This is a genomic window from Hankyongella ginsenosidimutans, assembly GCF_005144965.1.
Classification (GTDB): domain Bacteria; phylum Pseudomonadota; class Alphaproteobacteria; order Sphingomonadales; family Sphingomonadaceae; genus Hankyongella; species Hankyongella ginsenosidimutans.
On the sequence record NZ_CP039704.1, the window covers coordinates 2,585,034 to 2,599,609 of the forward strand.

General features: G+C 65.0%; 16 protein-coding genes and 4 pseudogenes. 8 read left to right on the forward strand and 12 right to left on the reverse strand.

Annotation, left to right across the window (positions count from 1 at the left end; all coding sequences use genetic code 11):
• Positions 1 to 250 precede the first annotated feature (250 nt).
• The 4 genes from E6W36_RS15205 to E6W36_RS15220 all read left to right on the forward strand — a co-directional run bounded on the left by E6W36_RS15205 (position 251) and on the right by E6W36_RS15220 (position 2,952).
• On the forward strand, positions 251 to 556 hold the full coding sequence (locus E6W36_RS15205; protein ID WP_222873131.1) for a hypothetical protein: 306 nt from the start codon (positions 251 to 253) through the stop codon (positions 554 to 556).
• Positions 557 to 667: 111 nt separating this feature from the next.
• Positions 668 to 934, forward strand: coding sequence for a hypothetical protein (locus E6W36_RS15210; protein WP_222873132.1), 267 nt, complete (start codon positions 668 to 670; stop codon positions 932 to 934).
• A gap of 31 nt (positions 935 to 965) precedes the next feature.
• The gene (locus tag E6W36_RS15215) at positions 966 to 1,427 is read left to right on the forward strand and encodes a S41 family peptidase (RefSeq protein ID WP_246048362.1); all 462 of its coding nucleotides are present in this window, start codon (positions 966 to 968) and stop codon (positions 1,425 to 1,427) included.
• Positions 1,428 to 1,677: 250 nt separating this feature from the next.
• Positions 1,678 to 2,952 carry an MFS transporter gene (locus E6W36_RS15220; RefSeq protein ID WP_222874513.1) on the forward strand — a complete coding sequence of 425 codons (1,275 nt, stop codon included), beginning with the start codon at positions 1,678 to 1,680 and terminating at the stop codon, positions 2,950 to 2,952.
• A 77-nt stretch (positions 2,953 to 3,029) separates the two neighbouring features.
• Here the strand turns inward: E6W36_RS15220 and E6W36_RS22400 are convergent, their stop codons facing one another.
• Genes E6W36_RS22400 through E6W36_RS22410 form a run of 3 tightly spaced genes read right to left on the reverse strand, consistent with a single transcriptional unit; the run spans position 3,030 to position 3,923 of the window.
• Complete coding sequence (locus E6W36_RS22400; RefSeq protein WP_342776896.1) at positions 3,030 to 3,200, reverse strand: substrate-binding domain-containing protein; 171 nt, start codon at positions 3,198 to 3,200, stop codon at positions 3,030 to 3,032.
• A gap of 5 nt (positions 3,201 to 3,205) precedes the next feature.
• Positions 3,206 to 3,502, reverse strand: a complete 297-nt coding sequence (locus E6W36_RS22405; protein ID WP_342776696.1) for a type 1 periplasmic-binding domain-containing protein — start codon at positions 3,500 to 3,502, stop codon at positions 3,206 to 3,208.
• Positions 3,503 to 3,545: 43 nt separating this feature from the next.
• On the reverse strand, positions 3,546 to 3,923 hold the full coding sequence (locus E6W36_RS22410) for a LacI family DNA-binding transcriptional regulator (RefSeq protein WP_342776697.1): 378 nt from the start codon (positions 3,921 to 3,923) through the stop codon (positions 3,546 to 3,548).
• 483 nt (positions 3,924 to 4,406) lie between these two features.
• Here E6W36_RS22410 and mazG point away from each other — a divergent pair, with 483 nt between their 5' ends.
• A complete protein-coding gene (gene mazG, locus E6W36_RS15230; protein WP_222873134.1) occupies positions 4,407 to 5,183 on the forward strand; it encodes a nucleoside triphosphate pyrophosphohydrolase in 777 nt (258 codons plus the stop codon).
• 4 nt (positions 5,184 to 5,187) lie between these two features.
• On the opposite strand, the pseudogene E6W36_RS15235 reads toward mazG, so the two are convergent.
• Positions 5,188 to 5,762 (reverse strand): annotated as a pseudogene (locus E6W36_RS15235) (inositol monophosphatase family protein).
• Between the two features lie 32 nt (positions 5,763 to 5,794).
• Here E6W36_RS15235 and E6W36_RS23775 point away from each other — a divergent pair.
• Complete coding sequence (locus E6W36_RS23775; RefSeq protein ID WP_425459652.1) at positions 5,795 to 5,962, forward strand: hypothetical protein; 168 nt, start codon at positions 5,795 to 5,797, stop codon at positions 5,960 to 5,962.
• A 21-nt stretch (positions 5,963 to 5,983) separates the two neighbouring features.
• Here E6W36_RS23775 and E6W36_RS15240 read toward each other — a convergent pair whose 3' ends face one another.
• The 3 genes from E6W36_RS15240 to E6W36_RS19655 all read right to left on the reverse strand — a co-directional run bounded on the left by E6W36_RS15240 (position 5,984) and on the right by E6W36_RS19655 (position 8,677).
• Positions 5,984 to 6,358 carry a GNAT family N-acetyltransferase gene (locus E6W36_RS15240; RefSeq protein WP_342776897.1) on the reverse strand — a complete coding sequence of 125 codons (375 nt, stop codon included), beginning with the start codon at positions 6,356 to 6,358 and terminating at the stop codon, positions 5,984 to 5,986.
• Positions 6,359 to 6,480: 122 nt separating this feature from the next.
• On the reverse strand, positions 6,481 to 7,044 hold the full coding sequence (efp, locus tag E6W36_RS15245) for an elongation factor P (RefSeq protein WP_222873135.1): 564 nt from the start codon (positions 7,042 to 7,044) through the stop codon (positions 6,481 to 6,483).
• A gap of 187 nt (positions 7,045 to 7,231) precedes the next feature.
• Entirely contained in the window at positions 7,232 to 8,677 is a 1,446-nt protein-coding gene (locus tag E6W36_RS19655; RefSeq protein WP_246047798.1) for a LysR family transcriptional regulator, read from the reverse strand.
• A 141-nt stretch (positions 8,678 to 8,818) separates the two neighbouring features.
• Here E6W36_RS19655 and E6W36_RS15260 point away from each other — a divergent pair, with 141 nt between their 5' ends.
• Positions 8,819 to 9,115, forward strand: coding sequence for a UrcA family protein (locus tag E6W36_RS15260; protein ID WP_222873137.1), 297 nt, complete (start codon positions 8,819 to 8,821; stop codon positions 9,113 to 9,115).
• On the opposite strand, the pseudogene thiE reads toward E6W36_RS15260, so the two are convergent.
• The 5 genes and pseudogenes from thiE to gap form a co-directional block, all read right to left on the reverse strand.
• Positions 9,105 to 9,763 (reverse strand): annotated as a pseudogene (gene thiE, locus E6W36_RS15265) (thiamine phosphate synthase). The gene E6W36_RS15260 and the pseudogene thiE sit on opposite strands and share 11 nt — an antisense overlap.
• Positions 9,760 to 10,686 (reverse strand): class I fructose-bisphosphate aldolase, encoded by a 927-nt coding sequence (locus tag E6W36_RS15270; RefSeq protein WP_222873138.1) that lies wholly within the window; start codon positions 10,684 to 10,686, stop codon positions 9,760 to 9,762. Before E6W36_RS15270 ends, thiE begins: the two are co-directional and overlap by 4 nt.
• Positions 10,687 to 10,803: 117 nt before the next feature.
• Positions 10,804 to 11,463 (reverse strand): TIGR02466 family protein, encoded by a 660-nt coding sequence (locus E6W36_RS15275; protein WP_222873139.1) that lies wholly within the window; start codon positions 11,461 to 11,463, stop codon positions 10,804 to 10,806.
• Positions 11,456 to 12,650 (reverse strand): annotated as a pseudogene (locus E6W36_RS15280) (phosphoglycerate kinase). Before E6W36_RS15280 ends, E6W36_RS15275 begins: the two are co-directional and overlap by 8 nt.
• A gap of 10 nt (positions 12,651 to 12,660) precedes the next feature.
• Positions 12,661 to 13,663 (reverse strand): annotated as a pseudogene (gap, locus tag E6W36_RS15285) (type I glyceraldehyde-3-phosphate dehydrogenase).
• Positions 13,664 to 14,201: 538 nt separating this feature from the next.
• On the opposite strand from gap, the gene zapA reads away from it, so the two are divergent.
• On the forward strand, positions 14,202 to 14,498 hold the full coding sequence (zapA, locus tag E6W36_RS15290; protein ID WP_222873140.1) for a cell division protein ZapA: 297 nt from the start codon (positions 14,202 to 14,204) through the stop codon (positions 14,496 to 14,498).
• Positions 14,499 to 14,576 lie beyond the last annotated feature (78 nt).

Genomic DNA, 14,576 nt, shown 5'->3' on the forward strand with positions numbered 1-14,576 from the left:
CGACAGGGAGGAGGCGACGCTGCACGTGGCCGCTGGGTACTCTTTAAGGGCTTAAATTAAGGAGTTTCCATGCTGAAAGCTTTGGTGGCGACAATTGTCGCCCTCGCAGCGGCCGCGCCGACAAGCGAGATCGGCCTCAGGGATGAACCGCAGGCGCTGCCGGAAGGAGTTTGGCGGATTTCGGGGTATGGCATTGTTCTGGTGGCTGAGGAGCGTCGGCTCCAAATCTATCATGTGAGCGCTGCGGGGTGTGTTCGGGGAGCGCTATTCGCGCGACGCTTTCGCCGCGCAGTTTGGCGTATTGGAGGGCGCTTCAGAGGCGATGGCTCCAACGCTGGTTCAGGGGCCAACGCGCTATAGCCTTTCCCGCTTGCAAGCGCTGCCGGAAATGTGCCGCCGTCCCCTGCGCACCCGAGACCCGCTAACGAACTTCAACGTCTTCGCCGCAACATTTGCCGAACGCTACCCCTCATTCCAATCGCGGACTGTCGATTGGGAGCGGACCACCGCCGATGGCCGCGACCGTATCGCGTCTGGTGAGGACCTCTTCAAGTGATGTCCGCAATGGTTGCGCCGTTGCGCGACGATCACGTCAACATCATGGCAGGCGAAAGGGTCTTTTCGTATGAGGGTTGGGTCGGGCCGGGGCCGCACCAGGCGGCGGCGGATGGTCGCCAGCCCGCTTGCTGCGAGCCTGCGCGATTACCTAATGGGTGACGAAACACCGCTTGCCGCTCCCGCGAGGATCCTCGCCAACCGCAAAGTCCTGCTGGGACGCCTCGACGGTGATGTCGGCTACCTCGCGATCATTGGCGAGGGCGGATGGGCGCAGGGTCTTGGCGAGGACGCTCCTGTTTCGGCAGAGGTTGCTGCGACTGCCCGCGAAATGGACCTTATTCTCGCCGAGTTGCAGGGCCCGTGGGCTGATTGTTGACCTTCGCCTGAACGTCGGCGGCCACGACGCTGTGGCGTTAGAAATTGCGTCGCGCTTCGCCGCGCGGGAGCAGGTTGTGTTCACCAAAGACACTCCGGGCGATGACACACAGCCTTATCCGGTAATTCTGGGTCCAAGCCAGAGAGCGCGCTTTGCGGCGCCAGTTGTCCTGCTCATGAGCAGGAATACTGTGAGTGCTGGCGAAGTGCTTGCACTTTCGATGTCGGCGCTGCCGCAAGTAGAGACGATGGGCCAGCCAACGCGCGGCGCGTTCTCCGACGCAATCCCGCAGCGGCTGCCCAATGGCTGGGTTTATACGCTGTCCGTGGAGACCTATCGAAGCGCCGACGGCACCGAACTGGAGAAGCTCGGCCTGCAGCCAGATCTGGAGACGCCATCGCCATCGGATCCAGCACCGTCCGTTCTCTGGGGCCGCGATATCCTGGCTGCTGCGGATCGGCTCCGCACGCCACACACTGAGTCGGGCGACTGACTGTTTCCGGCGATCGGGGCCCGGTCTGCCGGTTGGGAAGATCCGGCGTCTGTTTGTCGGGCCCTCGAGCCAGAGGCGGCTCGTGGTTCGTCAAGCTCACCACGAGCGGTTCTTACAAGCTGAAGCACTACGGATTTACGCTTTCGCTTGAAGTAATCATGCTTCTGATTTCAAATCAGATGGCTGTGTACGGGGACAGGTGCTCGCGCTGGTGGAAAAGCCTCGGCTCTCGCTGCTCCGCATCGTCGAGATGAACCTGGGCTTCTTCGGCCTGCAGTATAGTTTCGGCCTGCAGCAGAGCAATATGGGGCCGATTTACAGCTATCTCGGTGCCAGCGAAGCCGCCATGCCGCTGCTCTGGCTTGCCGGGCCGATGACGGGCTTGCTGGTCCAGCCCATCGTCGGGGCCATGAGCGACCGGACAGTCTCCCGGTTCGGGCGGCGCACCCCGTATTTTCTTGTTGGTGCCGTGCTGTGCAGCCTGTGTCTCTTCGCGATGCCCCTGAGCAGCACGCTCTGGATGGCGGCGAGCCTGCTGTGGGTGCTGGACGCCGCCAACAACATCACGATGGAGCCCTACCGCGCTTATGTGACGGACCGGCTGAACCCGGAGCAGCAGCCGCTCGGCTACCTGACCCAGAGCGCTTTCACCGGCCTGGCGCAGACCTTGTCCTACCTCTCGCCGGCAATCCTCGTTTCGCTGGGCATCGACAGCAACGCCCTGAGCGGCAACGGCATCCCGCTCATGACCCGCATCGCCTTCACGATCGGGGCTGTGCTCTCCGTGTCGACCATCGTCTGGTCCGTGTTTCGTGTGCCAGAATTGCCGCTGCCGGAAGCGGAGATCGCCCGGTTGAAGCAGCAGCCCCACTCGCTGAAGGCGACGCTGATCGAAGTGCGGGATGCGATCCGCGACATGCCGCCGGCCATGCGGCAGCTCGGCCTGGCGATGTTCTGCCAATGGTATGCGATGTTCGCGTACTGGCAGTATATCGTGCTGGCGCTGGCGCGCGGCCTGTACGGCGTCAGCGACCCCGCCAGCGCAGATTTTCGCGAGGCTGTGCTGGTCAATGGCTGGGTCGGCGGCTTCTATAATTTCATCGCTTTCCTTGCCGCGTTCGCCATGGCGCCGATCGTGCGCCGTCTGGGTGCCCGGCCCCTGCACGCGGCATGCCTTGCCGGATCGGGGCTGGCGATGATCCTGCTGCCGCAGATTGCCCGTGAGCCGATGTTGCTGCTGCCGGCGATCGGGATCGGCTTTGGCTGGGCGAGCATGATGGGCAACCCCTACATCATGCTCGCAGCGGTGATTCCTGCAGAAAGAACGGGTGTTTATATGGGAATCTTCAACATGTTCATCGTGATTCCCATGCTGGTCGAGACCCTCACGATGCCTTTGCTTTATGAGCCGGCACTCCACAGTGACCCGCGCCATGTTCTTGTTTTTGCGGGGATTATCATGCTCGTGGGCACCGGCGCGACTCTTGCCGTCAAATTGCCGGTCAAGCCGTCGTCCGGCGGCTGATCCCAAGGCCGGTCAGGCGCTTTCCCGAACGACAAGCTCCGGTTCCATCATGATCGACTCGGCCGGCTGCCCTTCGATCAACCGGAACAGGCGCTCCGCGAGCAGGCTCGCCCCGAGCGAAATATTCTGGCGGATGGTGGTGAGGGAGGCGTTGCATAGCGGGCGACCATCACATCGTCGTAGCCGATGACGGCGACATCGTCTGGAACACGGATGCCGCGCTCGTTCAGCGCGCGCAGGGCGCTCATCGCGATCACATCCGAAACCGCGACGATGCCCTGAAGCTTCGGCCCCGATCAAGGAAGGCGCAAAATTCGTTGTAGGCGATCTCGGTGGTGAGGTGCGCCGGGATCACCAGCCCGGCCTCGTCGGCGCCGATATTCCTCAGCGCTGCCTTGAAGCCGGCATAACGATCCGCGAATTCAGGCAGTTCCGGGTTTCCGGCGAAGACCAGCTGTATCCGCCCCTGTGCGATGAGATGTTCCGCCGCCTTCTTGCCGCCGGCGAAATTATCCGTACCCACGGTTACCTGCTTATAGCCAGGCATCACCGCGCCCCAGACGACCAGCGGCTTGTATCGTCCCGCCACACGCTCAATGGCCAATCTGGTTCGATTGCCCCATGACGACGATGCCGTCGATCCGGCCTGAATCGACCAGGCGATCCAGCCATTCGTCGTCGCTCGGCACAATGCGGGACAAGAGAAGGTCGTATCCGCGGCCGATAATCTCATCCATCAGCCGGCTGAGCATGGTCATGAAAAACGGGTCGGATATATTCTGGTCGATCTCGTGTCCGAGCGGTATCGCGACGCCGATCGAATCCGTTTTCTGCCGCCTGAGATTGCGGGCGGTCTGATTGAGTCGAAACCCATGCTCGCGGGCCAGCGCTTCGATTTTCAGCCGCGTGGCCTCGGCAACCCGTGGACTGCCGGCGAGCGCGCGCGAGATCGTGGAGGGTGCGACGCCCACCAATCTGGCGAATTCGACTATTCCCGACGGCGAGTTCAATCGCGGCATTAACTATCCCATGCAACTTCAGAAACTTGGGCTTTTTCTGAAAGCTGGCTGCAACATTGACCAATGAAATCAAAAGGGCAAGCGCACATTATTTAACATAATATATCTTGTGCGACTTTGCCTGCAACAAATCGTTTGTATACGAACTGCAAACGTTGCGATATTGGATTCACATTTGGCATGTAATTTTGCTGTGCGATCTCAGCGCCTCCCACAAGTACGGCTCAATCTGAAACGATCATGGTCCAGTGAAGGCGGCCCGTAGAACGACTCAACAGACGCCAACGTGAATCGCGCGGCGGGCTGCCGGCGTGCGTGGCCAGAACCACCCTACTGCATAGCTCGTGGCGGCCTCCCCGGTTTTCAACGCTTGCCGTAGTGCGTTTGTCAATGGCAAGCGGGGTTAAGCTATAATGCAATACTCAGGATTGACCCATGTCCGTCGCTTTTGCCGAACTCGTGACCATCATGCGTCGCCTGCGCGACCCGCAAAGCGGCTGCCCCTGGGACCTCGAGCAGACGTTCGAGACCATCGCGCCCTACACGCTCGAGGAAGCCTATGAGGTGGCGGAAGCGATTGCCAACGGCGACCGCGCGGGCTTGCGCGAGGAACTGGGCGACCTGCTGCTCCAGGTGGTGTTCCATGCCCAGATGGCGGCCGACGAAGGCAGTTTCGGCATCGACGATGTGATCGGCGCGATCAACGCCAAGATGATCCGTCGCCACCCGCATGTGTTTGGCGATGCGGAAATCGCAAGCGCCGATGCGCAAACCGATAGCTGGGAAGCGATCAAGGCGCAGGAGCGCGCGGCCAAGGCGGACGGCGTCCCCAGCGTTCTTGCCGACGTGCCGCTCGCCCTGCCCGCGCTGGTACGCGCGGAAAAGCTGGCGCGCCGGGCTGCGCGCGTCGGCTTCGACTGGCCGGATGCAGGCGGCGTGCTGGCGAAAATCCGCGAGGAACTGGCGGAGGTCGAGCAGGCGATCGCCGAGGGTGATGCGGGCCACATCGCGGAGGAAGTCGGTGACGTGCTGTTCGCGGTCGCCAACCTTGCGCGCAAGCTCGGCGTTGACGCGGAAGCTGCGCTGAGCGCCGCCAACCGCAAGTTCACGCACCGGTTCCAGGCCATGGAGGCGCAGGCAGGCGACGCCTTTCCCGCACTGTCGCTGGCGGAGAAGGAAGCGCTGTGGCAGGCGGTTAAACGGGAAGAATAATGCTCTATCCCTTCACGAGGCCCAGCAGCTTGCCGTGGAGCACCGAATTGCCCGCAACCACCTCGCCGCTGGTCATCATGGTGTCGCCGCCGCGATAGTCGCTGACGAAACCGCCCGCCTCGCGGATGATGGCTATGCCTGCCGCCATGTCCCAGGGTTTGAGCGGCGCTTCCCAGAAGCCATCGAAGCGGCCGGCGGCCACCCAGGCGAGATCGAGCGCGGCGGCACCGAAGCGGCGCACGCCTGCCACCTGCCCCATCACCCGGTTGAGCGTCGCGGAGAAGCGGCCGTGCTCGCCATGCCCGAGAAACGGGATACCGGTTGCGAAGACCGCATCCGGGAGCTCGGTGCGGCCGGAGACGCGCAGCCGCCGGTTGCCGACCCAGGCACCGCGCCCCGCTCGGCCCAGAATACTTCATCGGTGATCGGCTGATAGACCATCCCGGCGATGATCTCGCCCGCCTGCTCAACCCCGATCGAGATGGCGAAATGCGGAATGCCGTGCAGAAAGTTCGTCGTGCCATCCAGCGGGTCGACGATCCAGCGCGGCGCGCCGTCTTCCCCGCCTGCTCGCCGGATTCTTCCATGAGAAAGCCGAAGTTCGGGCGGGCATGGCCAAGCTCGGCCTTCAGGGTGGCATCCGCCTTGCGGTCGGCCTGGCTGACGAAATCCGCCGGCCCCTTGCGCGAGACCTGCAGGTTCTCGACCTCGCCGAAATCGCGGCGCAGGGCGACGGCTGCCTTGCGGCAGGCTTTGTCCATCACGGTAATCAGGGCTGAATAGCCAGACATTTCAATATCCTATGCTTGCAGCGCAGCATGCGCGAGGGCGCGCAGGGCGTCCCCTTCCAGCCGCTGCACGGTCCATTCATCCATCGCCGCCGCCCCGATCGCACGGTAGAAGGCGATCGACGGCGCGTTCCAGTCCAGCACCCACCATTCCATGCGGCCGCAGCCCTGCGCGACGGCGCGGCGCGCCAGATCGGCGAAAATCGCCTTGCCGATGCCTTTACCCCGCTGTTCCGGCTCGACAAAGACGTCCTCCACATAAAGGCCGTGCCGGCCAAGGAAGGTCGAATAGTTGTAGAACCAGAGCGCGAACCCGACCGGCTGCCCCTCGACCTCGGCCAGCAGAGCGTAAGCGCGCGGGGTCGCGCCGAACAGGCTGTCGCGGATGTCCGCCTCGGTCGCCGTGACGGCATGCTCGAGCTTTCATAGCGCGCCAGCGCCAGGATCAGCCGGTGGACGGTCGGGCTGTCCTCCGGGCGGGCGTCGCGCAGGGTGAAGCTCACAGCCGTTCAGTCGGCGCGGCGGACATACTCGCGGTCATAGACGCTGACCACGATGCGCTCGCCGCTTTCGATGAACGGCGGCACCATGACGCGCACGCCGTTCTCCAGCATCGCCGGCTTGTAGGAGGAGGCAGCGGTCTGCCCCTTCACCACCGGGTCGGCCTCGGTGATCGCCAGCGTCACCTGTTCCGGCAACTGCACGGAGACCGGCTTGTCCTCGTAGAGTTCCATCACCACGTCCATGCCGTCCTGCAGGAAGTCGCCCTCCTCGCCCAGCGTATCGCGCGGCAGTTCGATCTGTTCGTAATTCACCTTGTCCATGAAGGTCAGCATGTCGCCGGTTGCGAACAGAAACTGATAGTCCTTGGTGTCCAGGCGCACTTTTTCAACAGTCTCCGACGAACGGAAGCGGTTGTTGGTCTTGCGGCCGTCGTACAGGTTCTTCATCTCGACCTGCATGTAGGCACCACCCTTGCCAGGCTGGGTGTGCTGGATTTTGACGGCGCGCCACAGCGAGCCCTCGAATTCGATGATGTTGCCGGGGCGAATGTCGACGCCACTGATCTTCATGGGAAAACTTTCCTGTCGGACGATGGTCGCGCGGTATAGCAGCAAGCTAATCGTTTCGCAAAGGCAGGCTTAGCAATCTTTTAATCCTACTTGTTGATTAACACAGCATGGGTGAGCGCATCGTTATTCTCACGGGCGCGCGCGAGCAGCAGCCTTTGGCTGACTTTGTCGCGCGCCTGCCGGATATTCAGGGTACAGTGGTAACCACGCAGGCTGCGCTGGCACATGCACTGGCTGAAGACCCAGCACACACGCGGCTGGTGGCGTTTCTGACGTCCGTCATTGTGCCGGCGGCACTCCTCACCGGCCTTGGCCGTACCCCTACAATGTGCATCCGGGGCCGCCGACGCTCCCTGGTCTTTATCCGGAGTGCTGGGCCGCCTACTTCGGCCTGACTGAGACCGCCGTTACGGTGCATGAGCTGGCAGCGCGAGTGGATAGCGGCCGCATCGTCGCGGTGCATCCCGTACTGTTGCCGCCAGTGCCGGCTATCGCGACGGTGGCTGAGCGGACCTATGCCGCCGCAGTCGAAGTGGTGGCGGCGCTGCTGCGCTGGTGCGCGACCAGTGCTGAATCCCTGCCGCCGACAGGCCATGTCTGGTCCGGGGTACAAAGAACAAAGTCTATGTATGAGGAAATGATCCAGCCCACGCCGGCGCTTTCCGCTCACGAAGCCGCCCGCCGTGCGCGTGCGTTTATCCTGCCCAGCGATGATGGGAGCCTCAAGCCGCCGTCCTCGCCTCGCGGATCGCTGCGCGCGCGCGCTTGCTGAGACGCTCCGCCAGAAAATCCATGACGACGCGCACCCGCGGGTATGGCGCAGCCGTTCGTGGGTCAGCAGCCAGATCTGCTGTACGCGCCCCGTTGTCGGCGGCAGGCAGAGCAGCAGGTCCGGGTCGTTATAGGCGACCATCATCGGCAGCACGGCGACGCCGGCGCCGGCGCGCACCGCACCCAGCAGCCCGGCGCTGCTGTCGACCTGCAGCGAAACCGCGCTCTCCAGACCATAGAGCTCGAGCCAGCGACGGTAGTGCCGCCAGATCGCCGTGCCGCCGCCACCGATGACCCGGTGGCCCGCGAGCTCCTCGTGCGTCTTCGGCAAGCCATGCTCTGCCGCATAGCCCCGGCTGCAGTAGACTGCCCAGCAATCGTCGCCGATGCGCCGCCCGACCAGGCCGGAGCCGGCGAGCGCACCCGTCGCGCGCAGGGCGATATCGGCCTGCCCCGCCGCCAGATCGCGCGGCTCCTCGCTCATGTCGAGCTCGATGCGGATATCCGGGTAGGCGGAGCGCAGGTCATGCAGAAGCGGCACCAGAATGGCGATCGCGTAGATGTCGAGCGTGGTCAGGCGCACGGCACCCGCGTAGGCGCGCCCCTGGGCGGCGGCGGCCTGCGCCAAAGCCTCGGCGGCGACCTCCATGGCATGCGCCTGCTCGAGAAGCCCTTCTCCCGCCGGGGTCAGCGTATATCCGGATTGTTGGCGATCGAACAGTTTCAGGCCAGTCGACGCCTCCAGCCCGGTCAGGCGGCGGGCCACCGTGGTCTGGCTCACGCGCAGCCGCTTGGCGGCGGCAAAGGCGCTGCCGTCCCGGACCACCGCCAGAAAATGCCGGATGTCATCCCAGTCGAACATGGTGGCATTTTCGCTTTTGCAGGACGGTCCTGCAAGGATGCAGGTTCTGCAAATTTGCAGAATTATCCCGCAACAACACTGATAACGGGTCTTCGGGCGAAGGCGTATGTTTGCTGCATTCGCTCACTCATGGAGGCCTGTATGAAAGCCCTCGTCCTGCTGATGCTTACCTTTGCCACACCTGCCCTCGCCCAGAGCACCGTGGAGCGCATCGCGATGCACGATCTGGACATGTCGCAACGCAGCGACATCAACCGCTTCAACCACCGGGTCTCGGTGGCCATCGACGCCTTGTGCGGCGCGCCGTCCGCCTTCGATCCCGCAGGACAGCGGACAATCGCCGCCTGCCGCCAGGAGGCGCAGGCCCAGGTTGACGCGCAGATGCGCCAGTTCGCCCAGCGCCCGATCGAGACAGCGGAAATCAAGCTCAGGAAGTAGTGGCGCGCGCCGTCTCGTGGAAGATGGCGTCGAAGTGCGCGACCGCCGCTGCCGGGCCGCCCGGGTACGCCCAAACACCGGCGGAGACGGCGAGGAAGTCGGCACCCGCTGCGACCAGAGCGGCGGCATTCTCGGTCGTGATGCCGCCGATCGCCACGCACGGCAGTTCCATGAAGGTCTGCCACCAGGTCAGCAATTCCGGCGTGGCGCTGGTGGGCGCGGCCTTGGTCGCGGTCGGATAGAAGCGCCGAACGCCACATAGTCCGCGCCGGCCTCGCCGGCCTCCATCGCCAGGTGGCGGCTGTCGTGGCAGGTTACGCCGATCTGCCGGTCCCGCCCCAGCAGCGCGCGCGCCTCTGCCACGCTGCCGTCGGTCTGGCCGATATGGACGCCGTCCGCATCGGCGGCCAGCGCCAGATCGGGGCGGTCGTTGATGATGAGCGCCACCGCATGGCGCGCGCACAGCGGCTTCAGGGCCGCCGCTGCGTCCAGCACCGCCTGGTCCGGGACATCCTTCAGCCGCAGCTGCACCGCCGCCACCGGCCCGCCGCCCAGCGCCTGTTCCAGCCGCGGCAGGAACTGCGCGACAGTGAACGCCGGCGGCGTGACCAGGTAAAGCTGGCAGCGCGTCTCCTGACCCAAGGCTATTCCTTGCCGAGGTAGATGCGCACGATCCGGTCGAGCAGGGCCAGCGCTTCGTCACGCGGGCGCTGGAACGCATTGCGGCCGAGGATCGAGCCGTTGCCGCCGCCATCGCGGATCGCACGCGCATCGTCGTAGACGGCGTCTTCACCCTTGGCGGCGCCGCCCGAGAACACCACGACGCGCTGGCCGTTGAAGGCGGCCTGCATCACATGTTCGACGCGCTTCGCCATGGTCGAGATGTCGACCTTCTGCTTTTCGTAGACCTTCTTGGCGTCGCCCTGCTCCAGATGGTCGGTCGGCAGCTTGACCTTGATGACATGCGCACCCATCAGCGCCGCCATGTGCGCGGCATAGGCGCAGACATCCATGGCGGTCTCGCCGTCCTTCGAAAGCTCCGGCCCGCGCGGGTAGGACCACAGCACGACGGCAAGCCCCGCCGCCTTGGCTTCCGCGGAGAGTTCGCGGAACTCCTCCATCATGGCGTAGCAGTCGTCCGACCCCGGATAGATCGTGAAGCCGATGGCGCTGCACCCCAGGCGCAGCGCATCCTCGACCGTGCCGGTCACCGCCTGGTCCTTCACCTCGGGGCTGCTCAGCGAATTGGCGGAGTTGAGCTTCAGGATCAGCGGGATCTGGCCGGCCACCCGGTCCGCGACCCGCTCCATCATGCCAAGCGGCGTCGCAAAGGCATTGAGGCCGGCGTCGATCGCCAGCTGCGGGTGATACATGGGGTCGTAGCCCGCCGGGTTGGCGGCGAACGAGCGCGCCGGACCATGCTCGAAGCCCTGATCGACCGGCAGGATCACCATCTTGCCGGTGCCGGCCAGGCGGCCAGTGCAGAGCATGCGTGCGAGGTTGGCTTTCGAGCCGGGATTGTCGCTGTCGTACCAGGACAGGATTTCACGAACGCGGCGGGTAATTTTCATGGTAAGTCCCCTATATATATCAGTCGCTGGCTGCTGATAGGCGCGCGTCCCGCCGCACCGCAACAGGGCAAACCATGTTTTTGCAGGAGCGCACACAGGTGCGCCCTCCCGCAACAGCTAAGCCGGCAGCGCCAGCACGTTGACGGCAATCGAGATGCGCGTTCCCGTGCCGAGGTAGGGCCGGACGCCGTGGCTGAGCCAGGACGGGAACATCAGCAGACGCCCGGTCGCCGGGCGCATGAGGATCTCCGTCTCGCCGATACTGTTGTCGGCCTGGCGGCAGCGCAGATCCGGCGCCGCCATCCGGATCGCGGGCATGCGCGGGTCGAGAATCACGAATTCGCCGCCGAGCGCACGATCGCTCGAGCCGGCATAGCCGTCATCGACGTAATAGACCAGGGACCAGACCGCGCCGGGATGGGTGTGGAACTGGTTGGCGCCGCCCTGCTCGTGGACGTTGGCCCAGGCTTGCGGAACCCAGCGGAACCGGGGTCGGTCCTGCTCCGCGACATCGACCGTGCGCGTATTGCACAGCTCGACCACGGCCAGCAGCAGCGGCTGCAGCGCGTCGCCTGCCCACAGCGCCATTTCGGTATCCGACTGCCAGCCGTTCATCGCGGAGCGGCTCTGCGTCGGGTGCATGCGCCGCCGATTGAGGATCACCGGCTTGATGCGCGCATTGAATGCCGCTGCGTCCGGCAGGCTCGCCATCGCGACGGGTGTCGCGAACAGATCGGCGACCTGGAGCTGCGCTACGTGCGCCGGCCCTTCAGCCACGCAGCGCCTCGACGCCAGGCAGCGGCTTGCCTTCCATCCATTCGAGGAAGGCGCCGCCGGCAGTCGAGACGAAGCTGAACTTGTCCGCAACGCCAGCATGGTTGAGCGCCGCCACGGTGTCACCGCCGCCCGCTACCGAGCGTAACTGGCCCGACTCGGTGAGCGCCGCCACGATTTTCGCCAGCGCCACGGTCGCAGCGTCGAACGGGTGAGCTCGAACGCGCCAAGCGGCCCGTTCCAGACCAGCGTGCGGCAGACCTTGAGCGCATCGCCCAGCGCCTCGACGGCCGCAGGGCCGACATCGAGGATCATCTCGTCGGCCGCGACTTCGTGTACGTTGATGATCCGGTGGTCGGCATGCGCCTTGAAGTCGCGCGCCGCCACCACGTCATACGGCAGGTGGATGGTGCAGCCCGCCTGCTCCGCCTTGTCGAGAATGGCGAGCGCCGTATCCTTGAGGTCGTGCTCGCACAGCGACTTGCCGACGTCGATGCCGCGCGCGGCCAGGAACGTGTTGGCCATGCCGCCGCCGATGATCAGGTGGTCGACCTTCTCGACCAGGTTGGTCAGGACGTCGAGCTTGGAGGACACCTTGGCACCGCCCACCACCGCCGCGACCGGGCGCTGCGGCGTGCCGAGCGCTGCCTCCAGCGCATCCAGTTCCGCCTGCATCGAGCGGCCCGCATAGGCGGGCAGAACATGCGCCAGACCCTCGGTGGAGGCGTGCGCCCGGTGCGCCGCCGAGAAGGCGTCGTTCACGTAAATCTCGCCGAGCGCCGCCATCTGCTGCGTGAAGGCTGGATCGTTGGCCTCCTCGCCGGCATGGAAGCGGGTGTTCTCCAGCACGGCGACACTGCCCGGCTCAAGGCCGGCGATCGCCTCCTGGCCGCCTGCCCGACACAGTCGTCGACAAAGGCCACCGGCGCGCCGAGCACGGCGCACAACGCCGGCACGACCGGCGCCAGCGACATCGCCGGCACGCGCTTGCCCTTGGGCCGATCGAAGTGCGCCAGGATCAGCACGACGGCACCCCGGGCGGTCAGGTCGCGCACGGTCGGCGCGACGGCTTCCAGCCGGGTCGCATCGGTCACCTGCCCGTCCGCCATCGGCACGTTCAGGTCGGCGCGCACCAGCACCCGTTTTCCGGCAAGGTCCGTGAGATCGTCGAGCGTTTTGAACCGGCCCATGGGGATATCCTTAGAGGGCGGCCATGACGGTCGCGGTGTCGAGCATGCGGTTCGAGAAGCCCCACTCGTTGTCGTACCATACCAGGACGCGGCCGAACTTGCCGTCGATCACTGTGGTCTGGGTCGCGTCGAAGCTGGCGGAGCAGGCGTTGTGGTTGAAATCGACCGACACCAGTTCCTCGGTGACGTAGCCGAGAATGCCGTTCAGCGGCCCGCGGCCGCCGCCTGCATTGCGGCATTGATCGCCTCGGGCGAGGTATCCCGTTCGGCGTCGAACACGAAATCGACGACCGAGACATTCGGGGTCGGCACGCGGATCGCGGTCCCGTCCAGCTTGCCCTTCAGTTCCGGGTAGACGAGCGCGACCGCCTTGGCGGCGCCGGTCGACGTCGGGATCATGGAGACGGCGGCGGCGCGGGCGCGGCGCATGTCCTGTGGACCTGATCGAGGATGCGCTGGTCATTGGTGTAGCTGTGGATCGTCGTCATGTAGCCGCGCGCGATGCCGCAGGTCTCCATCAGCACCTTGGCCGCAACCGTCATGCAGTTGGTGGTGCAGGAGCCGTTGGAGACGATCCGGTGATCGGCGGTCAGCTGGTCGTGGTTCACGCCGTAGACGACCGTCTTGTCCTCGCCCTTGGCCGGTGCCGAGATCAGCACCTTGCGGGCGCCGGCGTCGAGGTGCAGCTTCGCCTTGTCGGCGTCGGTGAAGATGCCGGTGCATTCGAAGGCGATGTCGACCTTCATCTCGCCATGCGGGAGCTTGGCGGGGTCCTTCTCGGCGGTGACGCGGATCGGGTGGCCGTTGACGATGATGGTCTCGCCATCCACCTCGACCTTGCCCGGGAAGATGCCATGGACGCTGTCGTACTTCAGCAGGTGCGCGTTATCCTTGGCGGAGGCGAGATCGTTGATCGCAACGACGCTCACGTCGGTGCGCCCCGATTCATAAAGCGCGCGCAAGATGTTGCGGCCAATGCGGCCAAATCCGTTGATGGCGACACGTACGGTCATCTCAGTCTCCCAAGGCGGCGCGGCGCAGATATGCGGCGCAGGTGTAACAGGCTGGACGCTCAAGGTCCGGCGGCGGGCGGACGAGCCTATAGCTTAGGGCGTCCGCACGAGGCAATGCGCATAACGCCGTCGATGGCCTGGGAACGCTCCCACCTTTGGCTTACAAGAATGTTGCCGGGCAATGGGTTAATGCGCATATGTTAATGCGGTGGTCGACGAGGGGAGAGAGTGGCGGACGAGGAGCACAAACCGACTGGCGAGCGACTGCAGACGGCCGTTGACCGGCTGGAGCGGGCGATGAATACGCGCCTCGCCGCCATACAGTCGATGCGGGAAGCGCCCGGCCAGGCACGCGGCCTGTTCGCGGACGATGCCGGCCAGTCCGAGGCGCCGCCGAGATCGAAGCCCTGGCCGCCCGCAATACCGCGCTCGAACAGCGCGTCGCGACGCTGGAAGCCGCTCTGTCCTCCGCCATACGGGAGATCGATCGTCTGCTGGCGAACGCATCGCCCGGAAAGACCAGCTGAGGATGGCGCAGGTGTGGGTCACCGTTGGCGGGCGCCGTTACGCGCTGGCCTGCAAGGATGGCGAGGAACCGCGCCTGCAGCGGCTGGCAGCGACCGTCGCGGCCAAAGCCGTTGATGTCGAGGCGACCCTGGGACAGACCAGCGAACCGCGCCTGTTGCTGATGGCGGCGCTGCTGCTCGCGGACGAGCTGCTGGAGGCGCGCGATACCCTTTCGGCGGCCGCGCAGACGATCGCACAGGCAGATGCCGCGCGGGAACGACTGGAACAGCTCGCGGCAGACCTTGAGGCCGGGGCGACAAACGACTAGATAGGGAGATGGCGGGTGCTGCCTGGTGCGCGCTTAGCGGCAATCCCTGAGGCGATATCAACATCCACGGGAGCTGTC